The organism is Jiangella mangrovi, assembly GCF_014204975.1.
Taxonomy (GTDB): domain Bacteria; phylum Actinomycetota; class Actinomycetes; order Jiangellales; family Jiangellaceae; genus Jiangella; species Jiangella mangrovi.
On record NZ_JACHMM010000001.1, the window covers coordinates 6,622,100 to 6,639,398 of the forward strand.

Genomic DNA, 17,299 nt, shown 5'->3' on the forward strand with positions numbered 1-17,299 from the left:
GACAGGGGTACTCCGCGGAATCGGGCCCGCGCGTTGCGGAAGCCCGCCGTTGAAGAAGAGGTCACGACAGGTGCCAACCGCGCTGTTGCCGGAAGCCTTCCCGGCGGGCGTAGGCTCGACGTCCGTGGGCGAGCTACGGATCATCCGGCACGAGGGCTACGTGCCGTACCAGGACGCGTGGGACGAGCAGCGGCGGCTGCACGCCGCGCGGGTCGCGGGCGACATCGAGGACACCGTCGTGCTGCTCGAGCACGAGGCTGTCTACACGGCGGGCAAGCGGACGACGCCCGACGAGCGGCCGCTGCTCGACGCCGGCGCGCCGGTCATCGACGTCGACCGCGGCGGCAAGATCACCTGGCACGGGCCGGGCCAGCTCACCGGCTACCCGATCCTCAAGCTGCCCGAGCCGTACGACGTCATCGGCTACGTCCGCCGCGTCGAGCAGCTCATGCTCGACGTCTGCCACGACTTCGGCGTCGGCGCCGTCCGGGTCGACGGCCGCAGCGGCGTCTGGATCCAGCCCGGCGACGGCAGCCCCGACCGCAAGCTGGGCGCCGTCGGGCTGCGGGTCGCCCAAGGCGTCACCATGCACGGCTTCGCGCTCAACTGCGACAACGACCTCGGCTGGTACGACCGCATCATCGCCTGCGGCATCAGCGACGCCGGCACCACCACGCTCTCGAAGGAGCTGGGCCGCCGGGTCACCGTCGCCGAGGTGCTCCCGTATGTCGAACGTCACCTCGACGAACTCCTCGCGCTGCAGCCGCAGACGTAAGGTGAAGGGGTGACTGTCGCACCGGAGGGACGTCGGCTGCTGCGCCTCGAGGTGCGCAACGCCGAGACACCCATCGAGAAGAAGCCTTCCTGGATCAAGACGAAGGCGACCATGGGCGCCGAATACCGCGAGCTGCAGTCGCTGGTGAAGCGCGAGGGCCTGCACACGGTCTGCCAGGAAGCCGGCTGTCCCAACATCTTCGAGTGCTGGGAGGACCGCGAGGCGACGTTCCTCATCGGCGGCGACCACTGCACCCGCCGCTGCGACTTCTGCCTCATCGACACCGGCAAGCCCGAGGACCTCGACCGCGACGAGCCGCGCCGCGTCGCCGAGTCCGTCCAGGCCATGGGCCTGCGCTACGCCACGGTCACCGGCGTCACCCGCGACGACCTCCCCGACGAAGGCGCCTGGCTGTACGCCGAGACCATCCGCGAGATCCACAAGTTCAACCCCAACACCGGCGTCGAGATCCTGACGCCCGACTTCTCCGGCCGCTCCGAGCTGCTGCAGCAGGTCTTCGACGCGCAGCCGCAGGTGTTCGCGCACAACGTCGAGACCGTGCCGCGCATCTTCAAGCGCATCCGCCCGGCGTTCCGGTACGAGCGGTCGCTCGACGTGCTGTCGATCGCGCGAGCGGCCGGCATGATCACCAAGTCGAACCTCATCCTCGGCATGGGCGAGACCCGCGAAGAGATCTCCCAGGCCCTCGTCGACCTCCACGGCGCCGGCTGCGACCTCATCACCATCACGCAGTACCTGCGCCCGTCCGTCCGGCACCACCCCATCGAGCGGTGGGTGAAGCCCGAAGAGTTCGTCGAGCTGCAGGCCGAGGCCGAGCAGATCGGCTTCGCGGGCGTCATGTCCGGGCCGCTGGTGCGCTCGTCCTACCGCGCCGGGCGGCTCTACCGGCAGGCCATGGAGGCCCGCGCCGCGCACTGACGGCGGCACGCCCGGCTGTCGCTTTCGGGCGGTTCCGGAGCACCACCAGCGAAGAAGTACTCTTCTCCCCATGGCACGCAATGACGACGAGGGAACCGAGAAGACCGGGCGCATCGCGCAGATCCGGCAGACCTACAAGATGGCCCGCCGGTCCGACCGCTGGGTCGGCTGGATCCTCCTCGGCATCCTGCTCGGCGTCATCGCGTTGTCGGTGCTCGTGGGCATCTTCGTGGGCCCGCTGTGGCTCTGGATCATCGTCGGCCTGCCCATCGCGCTGCTGGCCGCCGCCATCGTGTTCGGACGGCGCGCCGAGCGGGCCGCGTACGGTCAGATCGAAGGCCAGCCCGGCGCCGCCGCGGCCGCCCTGGGCACGCTGCGCCGCGGCTGGGACACCACGCCCATGGTCGGCGCCAACCGCTACCAGGACGTCGTCCACCGCGCCGTCGGCCGCCCCGGCATCGTGCTCATCGGCGAGGGCGCCGTCGCCGGCCGGGTCGCCAACCTGCTGGCGCAGGAGAAGAAGCGGCACAACCGCGTCGCCCCCGACATGCCGGTCATCGAGATCATCGTCGGCCGCGAGGACGGCCAGGTCCCGCTCCCCCGGCTCACCCGGCACCTCAACAAGCTGCCCAAGAACATCCGGCCGGCCGAGGTCACCGAGCTGCGCCAGCGGCTGCGGGCGCTCGGCAGCACGCCCATCGGCATCCCCAAGGGCCCGCTGCCCAAGGGCGCCCGGATCCCCCGCGGAACGCAGCTCCCCGGCCGCTGAGTCGCTGACGACGGCGCCGCGGGCCGTCGCCGTCGCCGTCGCCGACCGCAGGCTGACGCCGTCGTGCCCGAACGGGTCAGCGGATGGTGACCACGGCGGTGTTCGAGGCGAGGTCGTGCAGGCCGCGGCCGTCGCGGGTGAACACCAGCGGCGGGATGACCAGCGCGATCATGAGCGTCCGCACCGCCGCGACGAGCAGGTTGATGCGCCGTCCACCCAGGTGGGCGACCCGCAGGCCGAGCATGAGCTGGCCCAGGCTGCCACCCGACACCGTCGTCGACAGCACCACCAGGACGTACCAGCAGACCAGCGGCAGCCAGAAGACGTCGCTCTGCGCGTCCCACACGCCGGAGTTGCCGCCGGTGACGATGAAGGCGACGAGGTTGCCGGCGAGCCAGTCGAGCAGGAGCGCCGCGATGCGCCGCGGCCAGCTCCCGGGCGAGCCGGGTCCGCGTTCGGGCAGCTGGACGTCGGTGGCGGGCGGCTGGTTCGGACTCACAGGCCGAGCCTAGGCCCTGGTACCGGCGCGGCGGAGACCGGATCCGGGAAGGGTCTCACCTCGCACGTAACACTGGTGAAACACTTGGGACACCATCGGGAAATCCCAGGAATCTAGCGTCCGGGCCACGAGGGTAATTCGGTCAACGCCGACCGTCGACGGATGCGGACTGCGCCGTACCGGCGCGAAGGAGAATGCGGATGTTCACCAACGCGGACGAGCTGTTGAAGTTCGTCAAGGACGAGGGCGTCGAGTTCATCGATGTCCGCTTCTGCGACCTGCCGGGCGTGATGCAGCACTTCAACGTGCCCGCGACGGCGTTCGACGCCGATGCCATCGCCGAGGGCCTGATGTTCGACGGCTCCTCGATCCGTGGCTTCCAGGCGATCCACGAGTCCGACATGAAGCTCATGGCCGACCCCGCCACGGCGTTCGTCGACCCGTTCCGCAAGGCCAAGACCCTCGCGCTGAACTTCTCCATCGTCGACCCCTTCACCGGCGAGCCGTACAGCCGCGACCCGCGCAACATCGCGGCCAAGGCCGAGGCCTACCTCGCGAGCTCCGGCATCGCCGACACCGTCTACTTCGGCCCCGAGGCGGAGTTCTACGTCTTCGACGACGTCCGCTTCGAGACCAAGCAGAACGCGGGCTACTACTACATCGACTCCATCGAGGGCGCCTGGAACACCGGCCGCACCGAAGAGGGCGGCAACCGCGGCTACAAGACGCGGTACAAGGGCGGCTACTTCCCCGTCCCGCCGGTCGACCACTACGCCGACCTGCGCGACGACATGGTCAAGGCGATGACCAACGTCGGCATCGAGATCGAGCGGGCCCACCACGAGGTCGGCACCGCCGGCCAGGCCGAGATCAACTACAAGTTCGACACCCTCAAGCACGCCGGCGACCGCCTGATGCTGTTCAAGTACATCGTCAAGAACGTCGCCTGGGAGGCCGGCAAGACCGCCACCTTCATGCCGAAGCCGCTGTTCGGCGACAACGGCTCGGGCATGCACTGCCACCAGTCGCTCTGGAAGAACGGCGACCCGCTGTTCTACGACGAGCTCGGCTACGGCGGCCTGTCCGACATGGCCCGCTGGTACATCGGCGGCCTCATCAAGCACGCCGACTCGCTGCTCGCCTGGACCAACCCGACGGTGAACTCGTACCACCGCCTGGTGCCCGGCTTCGAGGCCCCGGTCAACCTGGTCTACTCGCAGCGCAACCGCTCCGCGGCCGTCCGCATCCCGGTCACCGGCACCTCGCCGAAGGCCAAGCGCATCGAGTTCCGCGTGCCCGACCCGTCGAGCAACCCGTACCTCGCCTTCTCCGCCATGCTCATGGCCGGCGTCGACGGCATCCGCAACAAGATCGAGCCGCCGGAGCCGGTCGACAAGGACCTGTACGAGCTGCCCCCCGAGGAGCACGCCAACATCGCGACGGTCCCGTCGTCCCTCGGCGAGGCCCTCGACGCCCTCGAGTCCGACCACGACTACCTGCTCGAGGGCGGCGTCTTCACCGACGACCTGGTCGAGACCTGGATCGACTGGAAGCGCACCAACGAGATCGACCCGATCCGCCTGCGCCCCCACCCGCACGAGTTCGAGCTCTACTTCGACATCTAGACTTCGGTCTGCAGGGCACACCCCTGACGGGAGCCGTCGGCCGCATGCCTCGAGGCGCGGCCGGCGGTTCCTCATGTCCGGGTCTGGCAGCGCACCAGGCGCAGGCGCGCCCAAAGGTCCGGTCCGGTTCGCATGGAGCTCATCGGCCGGGGTATCGCGGCGGGCACTCGCGTTCGCGCCCTCGGGTCGGCGACGCGACAGCTGTCCGTTCTCGACATCGGGGGTGCGCGATGACGACACCACCAGAACCGACGACCTGTCCGATCCTGCATCTGGAGCTCGGCCCACTCGACCTGAATCTGCTGGGACTGCGGGTGCAGCTCAATCAGGTCGTCCTCGACATCACCGCGATCCCGGGCCCGGGCAACCTCCTCGGCAATCTGCTCTGTGCCGTTGCCGGGCTCCTCGACGGGGTCGACCTCGGCAGCACGCTCGGCCGGCTGCTCCAGAACCTCATCGACGCATTGATCCGTCTGCTCGAAGGCCTCGGCGGCGGGGCGGCGGCGCCCGGTCAGGTGCAACCGTCATGATCACGCCTCCCGACGACGACGAGCGGGCCGAGAGGGGCGACGAGTCGCTCGAGGCGGCCACCCACGATCTCGAGCGGCTCCGAGAGCACCTTCAGGCGGCAGCGCGTGGCGACACGAGCGGCCAGGAGCTGACCGACGCGGTCGGGAGCTACTGGCAGGAACACGAGCCCGCCCTGCGCCTGGCCGCAGCGTCGCTGACCGAGGAAGCACGGCTGCGCGCTCTGGCCGAGCTCTACAGGTGGCGGGAACGACTCGCCACTCAGTTGCCGAAGAAGCCGGACGAGAGCTGACCGGCCGCCGCGGCTCAGCGCCGAGCGGCGCGCTCGTGGATGGCGCGCATGCGCTCGTCGAACGGCGACACCGGACCCGCCACCTCGAGTCCAGGCACGACGGCGGTGATAGGCAAGGCGCTCACGGGTGACGGCGGCAGACCCCACTCCGCGCGCCAGGCAGCCAGCTGCGCGCTCGACGCCGCGAAGACGATGCGGCCGAGCCCGACCCAGCCGTGCGCCGCGGCGCACATCGGGCAGTGCTCGCCGGACGTGTAGACGGTGGCAGCAGCCCGCTCGGCGGGCGAGAGCTGCGCGACCGCCCACTGGGCCAGCGCCAGCTCCGGGTGCGCCGTCGGGTCCGCCCGCGAGGTCTCGTGGTTGTGGTCCTCACCGAGGACGGTGCCGTTCGCACCCACCAGCACCGACCCGAACGGGTCGTCGCCGGCGGCGAGCGCCGCTTCGGCCAGTTCGATGCAGCGCTCCAGGTGAATGGCGTCACCAGAGCGATCGTCGGCGTGCGTCATCTCGGGAAGGTCCTTTCCACTCTCGCTTGACCATCCAGGATCGACCACGTCCTGGTGTGGTCGATCCTGGATGATCACGGGAGTCAGCCGTCAGCGGGCGTCGTCGTAGAAGAGGCGCTCGACGACGGAGCGGGCCTTGCGGGCGCAGCGGTGGTAGTCGTCGACGAAGATGGTCGACTCGCCGGCGCCGTAACCCAAGACTCGCGACACCGCGGCCAGCGTCTTCGGGTCCTTCGGGAGCATGTCCGACGGGCGGCCGGTCACCAGGACCGTCGCGTTGCGGATGCGGGCCGCCTGCCGCCAGGCGTCCACCAGGACCAGCCGGTCGTCCTCCGCCAGCAATCCCGCAGCCACCGCAGCAGACAGCGCCCCCGGCGTCGACGTCGTCCGCAGCGCCGCAACCCCGGACGCGTGCCGCAGCTGCAGTAGCTGCGCCGTCCACTCGACGTCGGCCAGGCCGCCCGGTCCCAGTTTCAGGTGCATCGACGGGTCGGCGCCGCGGGGCAGGCGTTCGGACTCGACGCGGGCCTTCATGCGCCGCACGTCGCGGATCTGCGTCTCCGACAGCCCGGCCGTCGGCCAGCGCAAGGGGTCGATGAGAGCCGAGAACCGCCGCAGCAGCTCGGGGTCGCCGCAACAGGGGGCCGCCCGCAGCAGCGCCTGCCGCTCCCACACCTCGCCCCACCGGTCGTAGTACGCCGCGTACGAGGCGAGCGTCCGCACCAGCGGCCCCTGCTTGCCTTCGGGCCGCAGCGCCGCGTCGACGGTCAGGGACGGCTCGGGCGAGGGCAGCGAGAGCAGCCGGGTCATCTCATTGGCGACGGCGAGCGCTGCGGCTCCCGCCTCGGTCTCGTCCTCGTCGGGGTAGGGGGTGTGCACGAAGAGCACGTCGGCGTCGGAGGCGTAGCCCATCTCGCGTCCGCCGAGCCGGCCCATGGCGACGACGGCGAGCCGGGTGGGGATGGGGCCGCCACGGGACGCCTCGACGGCGCGGGTGGCGGCGGCGAGGGCGCCGGCCAGGGTGGTCTCGGCGATGACGGTGAGCGCCTCGCCGACGGCCTCGACGGGAGCGTCCGCGGCCAGATCGGCGACGGTGACGCGGAACAGCTCGCGCCGGCGCATGGCCCGCACGACCCCGATGGCGTCGACGGGGTCGTCGTGGCGTTGGACGCCGGTCAGGACCTCCTTCTCGAGGGGTCCGCGTTCGCGCAGCCGAAGCGCGTCGTCGTCACCGAGCATGGCGACGGACTCGGGCGCGCGCAGCAGCAGTTCGGTCGCATACCGGCCGGACGCGAGCACCCGGGCCATCCGCTCGGCCGCGGCGCCGTCGTCGCGGAGCAGCCGGAGGTACCAGGGTGTCGTGCCGAGCGCCTCGCTGACCTTGCGGAATCCGGCCAGCCCGGTGTCCGGTTCGGGCGCGTCGGCGAACCAGCCGAGCAGCACGGGCAGCAGCGTCCGCTGGATGGACGCCCGCCGCGACACGCCCGTCGTCAGGGCCTCGAGGTGCCGCAGTGCGCCGGCCGGGTCGGCGTAGCCGAGCGCCTGCAGCCGCGCCAGCGCCGCCTCGGGGCTCAGGCGGACGCCGTCGCCGGGCAATCGCGCGACGGCGGACAGCAGCGGCCGGTAGAACAGCTTCTCGTGCAGCCGCCGCACCTCGCGCGCTTGCTGGTGCCAGACCTCGTTCAGCTCCGCGGGCTGCCGGAGCGACAGCGACCGCGCCAGGATGCGCAGCTGCTCGTCGGAGTCGGGCACGACGTGGGTACGGCGCAGGCCACGCAGCTGGATGCGGTGCTCGAACGTGCGCAGGAACCGGTACGCGGCGTCGAGCACCGCCCCGTCCTCGCGCCCGACGTAACCGCCCGCCGTCAGCGCCGCGAGCGCGCCGAGCGTGTTCCCGTCGTGCAGCGAAGCGTCGGCCCGGCCGTGCACGAGCTGCAGCAGCTGGACCGCGAACTCGACGTCGCGCAGCCCGCCGGGGCCCAGCTTGAGCTGCCGGTCCGCCTCGGCCGGGCGGATGTGGTCCTCGACCCGCCGGCGCATGGCGTGGACGTCGTCGACGAACTTGTCGCGGCCGGCCGCCGTCCAGACCATGGGCCCGACGGCGTCGAGGTACTCCTGGCCCAGCTCGCGGTCGCCGGCGACGGGGCGCGCCTTGAGCAGCGCCTGGAACTCCCAGGTCTTCGCCCAATCGCGGTAGTAGGCGACGTGGCTGGCGACGGTGCGCACCAGCGGCCCCTGCTTGCCCTCGGGCCGCAGCGCCGCGTCGACCGGCCAGATGGTGCCCTCGCCGGTGTAGACCGAGCAGGCGCGCATGAGCGCGGTGGCCAGCGTCGTCGCGGTGACCAGCCAGCCGGTGGCGTCGTCGGGCGCGTCGGCCGGCGGCTCGCCCACGAACACGACGTCGACGTCGGAGGCGTAGTTCAGCTCGCGCCCGCCGGCCTTGCCCATGGCAATGACGGCGAGCCGGCAGCCGGGCGCGTCGGCGGGCAGCGCGGCCCGGGCGACGGCGAGGGCGGCCTCGAGCGTGGCACCGGCGAGGTCGGCCAGCTCCGCGGCGACGGCGGCGACGTCGAGCCGGTCGGCGAGGTCGAGCGCCGCCAGCGACGTCACGTGCCGCCGGTAGGCCGCGCGCAGCGCATCGAGCAGTGCCGGCTGTTCTCCATCGGCGACGGGGTCCGCTGCGGCTGGGTCGGCGCCGACGGCCTCGAGCATGCGGGCGCGGACGGCGTCAGCGCCCGGCCGCTGCTCGGGGTCGAGGTCGCCGAGGTCGCGCCAGTGCTCCGGGTGCCGGCACAGGTGGTCGGCGAGCGCCGAGCTGAACCCGAGCACGGCCAGTAGCCGGCGTCGGTGCGGCGTGTCGTCCCTGAGGACCTCGTGCAACGCCGTCAGCTGAGCGCCGTCGTCCAGCGACTCGACCGACTCGATCAGCCGGCCGAGGCCGCGCAGCCCGAGGTCGGGGTCGGCGACGACGGCGAGCGCGGCGACGAGGTCGGTCTCGGTGGCGAGGCCGCTGAGCTGCGGGCCGTCGAGCTCGCGCTGGGCGGCGGCGGTGTCGGCGAAACCGGCCTTGGCCAACGAGGCGACACGGCCCTCGGTCCGGTGCACAGCCATGCGACCAACCTACCCGCCGGCCCCGCCGCCCGAACCGCCCCCGGCCACCACCAGACGGCCGCCGCATCGCCGCAGTTCAGCCCCATGTGCGGGGCGCTTGCAATGAGCACCCATACGCACCACCCCCGGCCCGCAGCCGGTCCCGCCGGCAGCCGGCCCAGCGGCCGACGCATCGGCCCGCACCGCGGGTGTCCATGCCTTGGCACGCCTGCGGGTTCCACAAAACGTGGCAAATCGGGCGCTCCAGGTCACTCCCAGCGTGCCAAGGAGGACGCTCAGGCGTGCCAAGGCCCCTCAGCGGCCCGGCGGCGCCGGCTGCGGGCCGGGAGTGGTGCGTATAGGTGCTCATTGCAAGGCGAGGACGAGGGCACGGGGCGGAGGGACGGCGGTCAGGGTCGAGGCGGACAGGGGTCAGGGGGCCAGCGTCCAGCCCAGCGCGGCGGCGCCCAGACCGGCCGCCATGCTCACCAGGACGTTGGCCGCGCCGCGCGACCAGGCGCCGTCCTCGATCAGCCGCAGCGTCTCGTAGCTGAACGTGCTGTAGGTGGTCAGCGCACCGCAGAACCCGGTCGCGACCAGCGCCGCGACCGCAGACGACACGGAGGGCGATCCGAGGACCAGCCCCAGCACGAACGAGCCCACGACGTTCACGACCAGGGTGCCCCACGGGAACGCGCCGTCCAGCCGCGACTGCACCCAGCGGTCCACCAGGTAGCGCAGCGGCGCCCCGACGGCGGCCCCCGCGGCCACCAGGAGGACCGTCACGAAGCCCCGCCCTCGCGACCCTCGCGGCCGCGCCCGACGTAGCGGAGCACCTCGACGTCGGCGAGCGTGATGAGCCCCTCGTGCACCAGCGGAGCGATCTCGGCGGCGAACGGCTCCACCTTCTCGGCCACGTCCACGATGACCACGGCGACCGGCAGGTCCTCGGACAGGCTGAGGATGCGCGTGGTGTGGATGTGGTTCGACGCGCCGAACCCCTCGATGCCGCGGAACACGCTGGCGCCGGCCAGCCCCGCGGCGTGCGCCTGGTGCACGATCTCGGTGTACAGCGGTTTCCCGTGCCACGTGTCGTTCTCGCCGACGACGACGGTCAGCCGCCGCGCGGGTCCCTGCAGGGTCATGGGTGCCTCCTTCGTCGCCAGGCCCGGGTGGCCGCCGTGCCCAGCCAGACCGCCACCAGCGCCACCACCGGCGTGAGCAGGACATACGTGAGCGCCGCCGCCTCGCGCCCGTCGACCAGGAGCCGCTGCACGTCGACGGCGTAGGTGGAGAACGTCGTGTAGCCGCCCAGCACGCCGATGCCGAGGAACGGGCGCAGCAGCCGGTGCGGCGCGGTGAGGTCGAGCAGGACCGCCATCAACACCCCGATGAGCAGGCAGCCCGAGGCGTTGACCAGCAGCGTCGTCACCGGCCACGCGGGCGGCGACGACGGCCACAGCACGCCGGCGCCGTGGCGGGCCAGCGACCCCAGCACTCCCCCGGCCGCGATGGCCGCCAGCACCGAGGCCTGACCGCGCGCCGTTCCCATCGGGCTACCCGGCGACGATCGCCGCGAACCGGGTCGCCAGTTGCTGCCCCGCCGCCGCGACCTCGGCATCTCGCGCCACCAGCTCGCCCACCACCGCGGTCGAGTCGACGTCCGGGTGCTCGGCCGCCCAGCCGGCGAACGTCGGCTCGGACACCTCGGGGTGGAACTGCACCCCCCAGGCCGCGGCGCCGACCCGGAACGCCTGGTGCGGGTACATCGCCGACGACCCCAGCCACACCGCGCCCGGCGGTAGCTCGGCGACGGCGTCGGCGTGCATGCTCGGCCCGGGGAACGGGTCCGGCAGGCCGCCGACCAGCGGATCGTCGCCTGCCGCAGGCAGCCAGCGCACGTCGACGACGCCCGACTCGCGCCCCGGCGCCGCACCGACGTCGACCCGTCCACCACACGCCACCGCCAGCAGCTGCGCCCCCAGGCAGATCCCGAGCGTCGGCGTCGCGTCCTCGGCGGCGACGCGCAGCAGCGAGCGCACCGCCGGCAGCCAGGGCGCGACGTCGTCGTCGTAGGCGGACATCTGCCCGCCCAGCACGATCAGGCCCGAGTCCGGCCGCGACGGAACCGTGTCGCCGTCGTACGGCCGGATGATCCGGAGCTCGGCGCCCGTGGCCGTCAGCCAGCCGCCGAGACGGTCCAGCGGGCAACCCGCCTCGTGCTCGATGACCTGGATCAACGGGTCACATCACCGGCAGCATCTTGGCCCGCTCGAACGCGGTGACCTGCAGGCTGTACTCGTTCCACTCGGCGCGCTTGTTGCGCAGGAAGAACTCGAAGACGTGCTCGCCCAGGGTCTCGGCGACGAGCTCGGAGTTCTCCATGGCCTGGATCGCCTCGTCGAGCGACGCCGGCAGCGGGTCGATGCCCATGGCGCGGCGCTCGCGGTCGGTCAGCGCCCACACGTCGTCCTCGGCGCCCGGCGGCAGCTCGTAGCCCTCTTCGATGCCCTTGAGGCCGGCCGCGAGGATGACGGCGTAGGCGAGGTACGGGTTGCAGGCGGAGTCGAGCGAGCGGAACTCCACGCGCGCCGACTGGCCCTTGTCGGGCTTGTACATGGGCACCCGGACCAGCGCGGACCGGTTGTTGTGGCCCCAGCAGATGTAGGCCGGTGCCTCGCCGCCGCCGCGCAGGCGCTTGTAGGAGTTGACCCACTGGTTGGTGACGGCGGTGATCTCCGGCGCGTGCTGGAGCAGGCCGGCGATGAACGAGCGGGCGGTCTTGGACAGCTGGTACTCCGCGCCGGCCTCGTGGAAGACGTTGCGGTCGCCCTCGAACAGCGACACGTGGGTGTGCATGCCCGAGCCCGGCCACTCGGTGAACGGCTTGGGCATGAACGACGCGTAGAGGTCCTGCGACAGCGCGACCTCGCGGACCACGGCGCGGAACGTCATGAGGTTGTCGGCCGTGGCCAGCGCGTCGGCGTAGCGCAGGTCGATCTCCTGCTGGCCGGGCGCGCCCTCGTGGTGGCTGAACTCCACCGAGATGCCCATGTCCTCGAGCATGGTGATGGTGTCGCGGCGGAAGTCCTGAGCGATGCCGTGCGCCGTGTGGTCGAAGAACCCGCTGGCGTCGACGGGGATGGGCACCTCGCCGCCGCTGGGCTCGTTCTTGAAGACGAAGAACTCGACCTCGGGGTGGGTGTAGAAGGTGAACCCCTGCTCGGCGGCCCGGCTGAGCGCGCGCTTGAGCACGTGTCGCGGGTCGGCGTACGACGGCGAGCCGTCGGGCATGAGGATGTCGCAGAACATGCGGGCCGTGCCGTTGGACCCGCCACGCCAGGGCAGCACCTGGAACGTCGTCGGATCGGGCTTCGCGAGCATGTCGGCCTCATAGACGCGCGCGAACCCCTCGATGGCCGAGCCGTCGAAGCCGATGCCCTCGGAGAACGCGTTCTCGAGCTCGGCCGGCGCGACCGCCACGGATTTCAGGAATCCGAGCACGTCGGTGAACCAGAGCCGGACGAACCGGATGTCGCGCTCTTCCAGCGACCGGAGGACGAACTGCTGCTGCTTCTCCACGCCGCCAGTGTGCCCCACCGGTGTGTCCGCCGGGTAGCTGGCGGGTATCCCCGCGCGGATAAGCTCGGACCGTGCCGCAGATCAGAATCGCGCTCGCTCAGGTGAACCCCACCGTCGGTGCGCTCGAGGCCAACTCCGACCTCGTCGTGCGCATGACGAAGCACGCCGCCGGCCAGCACGCGCACCTCGTCGCGTTCCCCGAGATGATGCTCACCGGGTACCCCGTCGAGGACCTCGCGCTGCGGGCGTCGTTCGTCGACGCGTCCCGGGCGGCGCTCGAGAAGTTGGCCGTCCGCCTCGACGCCGAGGGGCTCGGCGCCACCGCCGTGGTCGTCGGGTACCTGGGGCGCGACGACGCCACCGCCCGGCAGTACCAGCTCGGCCGGCCCAAGGGGTCGCCGCAGAACGCCGTCGCCGTCCTCTACGGCGGGCGCGTGGTCGCGCGGCAGGCCAAGCACCACCTGCCCAACTACGGCGTGTTCGACGAGTTCCGCTACTTCGTCCCCGGCGACCACCTGGGCGTCTTCCGGCTGCACGGCATCGACGTCGCGCTCGCGGTCTGCGAGGACATCTGGCAGGACGGCGGCCCGGTGTCGGTCGCGCGCGAGGCCCGCGCCGGCCTGCTGCTCGTGGTCAACGGCTCGCCGTACGAGCGCAACAAGGACGACACCCGCCTCGACCTCGCCCGCCGCCGCGCCGCCGACGCGCAGGCCACGCTCGCGTACGTCAACATGGTCGGCGGCCAGGACGAGCTCGTGTTCGACGGCGACAGCCTGGTCGTGCGGCCCGACGGCGAGGTGCTCGCCCGCGCACCCCAGTTCGAGGAGGGCTGCCTGGTCGTCGACCTGCAACTGCCCGACGCCGTCGCCCCCGCCCCCGGCCCGTGGGGCATGGCACAGGAGCGCATCGCCGGGTTCGCGGTGCACCGCACCACGCTGACGACGGCGCCGCTGCCCGCCTACACGCCCGACCCCGGCGCGCTGGCGCCGCGGTTGTCCGACCACGCCGAGGTCTACGCGGCCCTCGTCACCGGGCTGCGCGACTACGTGCGCAAGAACGGCTTCACGTCCGTCGTGCTGGGGCTGTCGGGGGGCATCGACTCCGCGCTGGTCGCCGCCGTCGCCGTCGACGCCCTGGGCGCCGAGAACGTCTACGGCGTGTCGATGCCCAGCTCGTACTCGTCGGAGCACTCGAAGTCCGACGCGCAGGACCTCGCCGACCGGACGAAGCTGAACTTCCGCACCATACCCATCGCGCCCATGGTCCGGGCGTTCCTCGACAACCTCGAGCTCACCGGCCTGGCCGAAGAGAACCTGCAGGCCAGGGTGCGCGGCATGACGCTCATGGGACTGTCGAACCAGGAAGGCCACCTGGTCCTCGCCACCGGCAACAAGACCGAGCTCGCGGTCGGCTACTCCACCATCTACGGCGACGCGGTCGGCGGCTACGCCCCCATCAAGGACGTGCCGAAGACGCTGACCTGGGAGCTGGCCCGCTGGCGCAACGCCGCGGCCGCCGAGCGCGGCGAGACCCCGCCCATCCCCCAGGGCTCCATCGACAAGCCGCCGAGCGCCGAGCTGCGCCCCGGCCAGCTCGACTCCGACTCGCTGCCCGACTACCCGCTGCTCGACGACATCCTGTACCGCCACCTCGAGCAGGACCTCGCCGCGACGGAGCTGCAGGCCGCCGGGTTCGACGCCGACCTCGTCGCCAAGGTGCTGCGCATGGTCGACACCGCCGAGTACAAGCGGCGCCAGTACCCGCCCGGCCCGAAGATCACCATCCGCAACTTCGGCCGCGACCGCCGGGTGCCCATCACCAGCGCGTGGCGTGAGGTACCGCACACGCCGCCGGCGCCGGCTGCCGCTCCGGTTGCCGAGCCTTCGGGGGCTCCGGCCGCCGTACCTGCGGCGGAACCGCAGGCTGACGCCGTCGTCGATCAGGAGCAACGACGCGAGCTGCCGCCGCCCCCGCCGCCCAGCTGACGGGCATCGCGGGCCCGAACATGGGAGAATGGGGGGTGTTAGGGGACCCGGCCACGGGCCTCGAGACACACCCTAGGAGTCCTGCGATGACGCACGAGACCGTCCCGTTGTACGGCGGCACCCTCTCCCGGCGGGTCACCATCCGCGACCTGCGCACGGCCAAGGAGCGCGGCGAGCGCTGGCCCATGCTCACGTCGTACGACATGTACACCGCCGAGATCTTCGACGCCGCCGGCATCCCGGTGCTGCTGGTGGGCGACTCCGCCGGCAACAACGTTTACGCCCACCCCGACACCGTCCCGGTGACGGTCGAAGAACTCGTCCCCCTCGCCCGCGCCGTCGTGCGGTCGACCAGCAGGGCGCTCGTCGTGTGTGACCTCCCGTTCGGCTCGTACCAGCTGGGGCCGCAGCAGGCGCTCGAGACGTCGATCCGCATCATGAAAGAGGCCGGCGTCCAGGCGGTGAAGCTCGAGGGCGGGCTGCCGGTCGTCGAGTCCGTCCGCCGCATCGTCGAGGCCGGCATCCCGGTCATGGCGCACATCGGGTTCACCCCCCAGAGCGTCAACGCGCTGGGCGGCTACCGCGTGCAGGGGCGCGGAACCGACGGTGCGCGGCTGGTCGAGGCGGCCCTCGCGCTCGAAGAGGCCGGCGCCTTCGCCGTCGTCCTCGAGATGGTCACCGCCGAGGTCGCCGCCGAGGTGACGAAGCGCCTGGCCATCCCGACGGTCGGCATCGGCGCCGGTCCCGACGTCGACGCCCAGGTGCTGGTCTGGCAGGACATGGCCGGGCTGCGCTCCGGCCGCATGCCCAAGTTCGTCAAGCAGTACGGCGATCTCCGCGGCGCCCTGGTCACCGCCACCAAGGCCTTCGCCGACGACGTCGTCACCGGCGTGTTCCCCGCTGACGAGCACACCTACCACTGAGGCTTCGGGGTTCGGCTCCCCGTCCCCCTGGTGCTCAGTCTCTTAGCCGCGCACGCGCGCCTCAAGTCGGCGCCCTCTGTGGTTGATTCGCCGCTGTGGTCGGGGGGCTTCGACTCGACCCGCACGCACCCGGCTAAGAACCTGGCACCCATCAGGGGGACGGGGAGACCCTGGGCACGCCTCGCTGTAGCCGTGTCCGTTTCGTCCGGTTGTGCTGGCTGTGGACAGCGATGATCATCAAGGATCGCGTACATCACCAGGATTACCCGAGCCTCAACACGATTACAGGCCTCCTGATGCACGGGTAAACGTAGTGGGCAGCCCAAGAATCGCCGGGAAATCCCACCACGTGGACACCGATGGTTGTCGGGAGGGAGTTTCCCCCGCTATAGCGAGGAAAACTCCCTCCCCACGCCGGGCCGCACCAGGTCCGACCCCGCACCCGTCGCCAGACTCCCCCCGTCCCCCTGATAGCTGCCCGTTCTTAGGCCGCGCGGGTGCGGTCAAGTCCAAGCGCCCCCACCACAGCAGCGACCCAACCCCAACGCGCGCGGACTTGAGGGCACCCGCGCGGCTTAAGAGAATGGGCAGCAGGGGGACGGGGGAACCCAGCGCATCCACACGCACCCCACGCCCCGAACGACAGCCCGTCAGTTGTCGTCGTCCCAGTCGCGGTCGAGGGCGTCCTGCTGGGCGGTGCGCTCGTGCGCCCTGGCCAGGGCGTCCTGCGCGTCCTGCTGGGTCTCGTAGGGGCCGAGACGGCGGTCGTTGGGGCAGCCGTCCTCGGGCTCCACCCGCGCGTGATCAAGGCACCAGTACCAGGGTCCGTCGGCCACGATGACTCCCTTCAGCGCACCTCAGCCTAGACTTTCACACCATGTCGCCCGTCGTACCCGGCATCGTGTCGCCCGAACGCCCCGTTCCGCCGTCCATCGCACGGCCGGAGTACGTCGGGAAGGCGCGGCCCAGCCCGTTCTCCGGCTCCGAGATCAAGGATGCCGGCACCGTCGAGCGCATCCGGGTCGCCGCCCAGCTGGCCGCGCAGGCGCTGGCTGAGGTCGGCAAGCACGTCGCGCCGGGCATCACCACCGACGAGTTGGACGTCATCGGGCACGAGTTCCTGGTCGAGCGCGGGGCGTACCCGTCGACGCTCGGGTACCGGGGGTTCCCGAAGTCGCTGTGCACCAGCGTCAACGAGGTCATCTGCCACGGCATCCCCGACTCCACGGTGGTCCGCGACGGCGACATCGTGAACATCGACATCACCGCCTACATCGACGGCGTCCACGGCGACAACAACGCCACGTTCCTCGCCGGCGAGGTCGACGAGGAGACGCGGCTGCTGGTCGAGCGCACGCAGGAGGCGCTGAACCGCGCCATCAAGGCGGTGAAGCCGGGCCGTGCCATCAACGTCATCGGGCGGGTCATCGAGTCGTACGCGAAGCGGTTCGGCTACGGCGTCGTGCGCGAGTTCACCGGCCACGGCGTCGGCGAGGCGTTCCACTCGGGCCTGGTCGTGCCGCACTACGACGACCCCGGCTCGACCACGATCATCGAGCCGGGCATGGTGTTCACCATCGAGCCCATGCTCAACCTCGGCACCCACGAGTGGACCATGTGGGACGACGGCTGGACGGTCGTCACCGCCGACGGCCGCCGGTCGGCGCAGTTCGAGCACACCCTGTTCGTCACCGAGAGCGGCGCCGAGATCCTCACCCTGCCCTGAGCCCTGCCCCGAGCCCGCCCTGAGCCCGCCCCGAGTTCGAACCCCCGGGTGGCCGCGCGC

The 17,299-nt window shown here is 71.7% G+C and carries 18 protein-coding genes; 9 read left to right on the forward strand and 9 right to left on the reverse strand.

All coding sequences use genetic code 11. From position 1 onward, the window contains the following. The first annotated feature begins 124 nt into the window (after nt 1–124). The 3 genes from lipB to HD601_RS30570 all read left to right on the forward strand — a co-directional run bounded on the left by lipB (nt 125) and on the right by HD601_RS30570 (nt 2,483). A complete protein-coding gene (gene lipB, locus HD601_RS30560) occupies nt 125–775 on the forward strand; it encodes a lipoyl(octanoyl) transferase LipB (protein ID WP_221441448.1) in 651 nt (216 codons plus the stop codon). Between the two features lie 9 nt (nt 776–784). Then, nucleotides 785–1,714 (forward strand): lipoyl synthase, encoded by a 930-nt coding sequence (gene lipA / locus HD601_RS30565; protein ID WP_184828438.1) that lies wholly within the window; start codon nt 785–787, stop codon nt 1,712–1,714. A gap of 70 nt (nt 1,715–1,784) precedes the next feature. After that, entirely contained in the window at nt 1,785–2,483 is a 699-nt protein-coding gene (locus HD601_RS30570) for a DUF4191 domain-containing protein (protein ID WP_184828440.1), read from the forward strand. 76 nt (nt 2,484–2,559) lie between these two features. Here HD601_RS30570 and HD601_RS30575 read toward each other — a convergent pair whose 3' ends face one another. Beyond that, the gene (locus HD601_RS30575) at nt 2,560–2,982 is read right to left on the reverse strand and encodes an RDD family protein (RefSeq protein ID WP_184828442.1); all 423 of its coding nucleotides are present in this window, start codon (nt 2,980–2,982) and stop codon (nt 2,560–2,562) included. 200 nt (nt 2,983–3,182) lie between these two features. Here HD601_RS30575 and glnA (HD601_RS30580) point away from each other — a divergent pair, with 200 nt between their 5' ends. The 3 genes from glnA (HD601_RS30580) (at nt 3,183) to HD601_RS30590 (ending at nt 5,427) form a co-directional block, all read left to right on the forward strand. After that, a complete protein-coding gene (glnA, locus tag HD601_RS30580) occupies nt 3,183–4,607 on the forward strand; it encodes a type I glutamate--ammonia ligase (RefSeq protein WP_184828444.1) in 1,425 nt (474 codons plus the stop codon). A gap of 230 nt (nt 4,608–4,837) precedes the next feature. Beyond that, the gene (locus tag HD601_RS30585) at nt 4,838–5,137 is read left to right on the forward strand and encodes a hypothetical protein (RefSeq protein WP_184830338.1); all 300 of its coding nucleotides are present in this window, start codon (nt 4,838–4,840) and stop codon (nt 5,135–5,137) included. Then, the gene (locus HD601_RS30590) at nt 5,134–5,427 is read left to right on the forward strand and encodes a hypothetical protein (protein ID WP_184828446.1); all 294 of its coding nucleotides are present in this window, start codon (nt 5,134–5,136) and stop codon (nt 5,425–5,427) included. Before HD601_RS30585 ends, HD601_RS30590 begins: the two co-directional genes overlap by 4 nt. 14 nt (nt 5,428–5,441) lie before the next feature. Here the strand turns inward: HD601_RS30590 and HD601_RS30595 are convergent, their stop codons facing one another. The 7 genes from HD601_RS30595 to glnA (HD601_RS30625) form a co-directional block, all read right to left on the reverse strand. After that, complete coding sequence (locus HD601_RS30595; protein ID WP_184828448.1) at nt 5,442–5,933, reverse strand: nucleoside deaminase; 492 nt, start codon at nt 5,931–5,933, stop codon at nt 5,442–5,444. A 90-nt stretch (nt 5,934–6,023) separates the two neighbouring features. Beyond that, nucleotides 6,024–9,044 (reverse strand): bifunctional [glutamine synthetase] adenylyltransferase/[glutamine synthetase]-adenylyl-L-tyrosine phosphorylase, encoded by a 3,021-nt coding sequence (locus HD601_RS30600; protein ID WP_184828450.1) that lies wholly within the window; start codon nt 9,042–9,044, stop codon nt 6,024–6,026. Nucleotides 9,045–9,455: 411 nt separating this feature from the next. Then, nucleotides 9,456–9,809, reverse strand: a complete 354-nt coding sequence (gene crcB, locus HD601_RS30605; RefSeq protein ID WP_184828452.1) for a fluoride efflux transporter CrcB — start codon at nt 9,807–9,809, stop codon at nt 9,456–9,458. Then, nucleotides 9,806–10,168, reverse strand: coding sequence for a DUF190 domain-containing protein (locus HD601_RS30610; RefSeq protein WP_184828454.1), 363 nt, complete (start codon nt 10,166–10,168; stop codon nt 9,806–9,808). The genes crcB (HD601_RS30605) and HD601_RS30610 overlap by 4 nt, the downstream gene beginning before the upstream one ends. After that, the gene (gene crcB / locus HD601_RS30615; protein WP_221441449.1) at nt 10,165–10,575 is read right to left on the reverse strand and encodes a fluoride efflux transporter CrcB; all 411 of its coding nucleotides are present in this window, start codon (nt 10,573–10,575) and stop codon (nt 10,165–10,167) included. The genes HD601_RS30610 and crcB (HD601_RS30615) overlap by 4 nt, the downstream gene beginning before the upstream one ends. Before the next feature lie 4 nt (nt 10,576–10,579). Next, complete coding sequence (locus HD601_RS30620) at nt 10,580–11,263, reverse strand: type 1 glutamine amidotransferase (RefSeq protein ID WP_221441450.1); 684 nt, start codon at nt 11,261–11,263, stop codon at nt 10,580–10,582. A gap of 4 nt (nt 11,264–11,267) precedes the next feature. Then, nucleotides 11,268–12,605 carry a type I glutamate--ammonia ligase gene (glnA, locus tag HD601_RS30625; RefSeq protein WP_184828458.1) on the reverse strand — a complete coding sequence of 446 codons (1,338 nt, stop codon included), beginning with the start codon at nt 12,603–12,605 and terminating at the stop codon, nt 11,268–11,270. A gap of 71 nt (nt 12,606–12,676) precedes the next feature. Here glnA (HD601_RS30625) and HD601_RS30630 point away from each other — a divergent pair, with 71 nt between their 5' ends. Both HD601_RS30630 and panB read left to right on the forward strand, forming a co-directional pair. Next, nucleotides 12,677–14,590, forward strand: coding sequence for an NAD+ synthase (locus tag HD601_RS30630; RefSeq protein ID WP_184828460.1), 1,914 nt, complete (start codon nt 12,677–12,679; stop codon nt 14,588–14,590). Between the two features lie 86 nt (nt 14,591–14,676). Further along, on the forward strand, nt 14,677–15,513 hold the full coding sequence (gene panB, locus HD601_RS30635) for a 3-methyl-2-oxobutanoate hydroxymethyltransferase (protein ID WP_184828462.1): 837 nt from the start codon (nt 14,677–14,679) through the stop codon (nt 15,511–15,513). 650 nt (nt 15,514–16,163) lie between these two features. On the opposite strand, the gene HD601_RS30640 is transcribed toward panB, so the two are convergent. Continuing rightward, nucleotides 16,164–16,349, reverse strand: coding sequence for a hypothetical protein (locus tag HD601_RS30640; protein WP_184828464.1), 186 nt, complete (start codon nt 16,347–16,349; stop codon nt 16,164–16,166). 41 nt (nt 16,350–16,390) lie between these two features. Between HD601_RS30640 and map the strand changes: the two genes are divergently transcribed. After that, on the forward strand, nt 16,391–17,239 hold the full coding sequence (map, locus tag HD601_RS30645) for a type I methionyl aminopeptidase (RefSeq protein ID WP_184828466.1): 849 nt from the start codon (nt 16,391–16,393) through the stop codon (nt 17,237–17,239). The last annotated feature ends 60 nt before the right edge of the window (nt 17,240–17,299 follow it).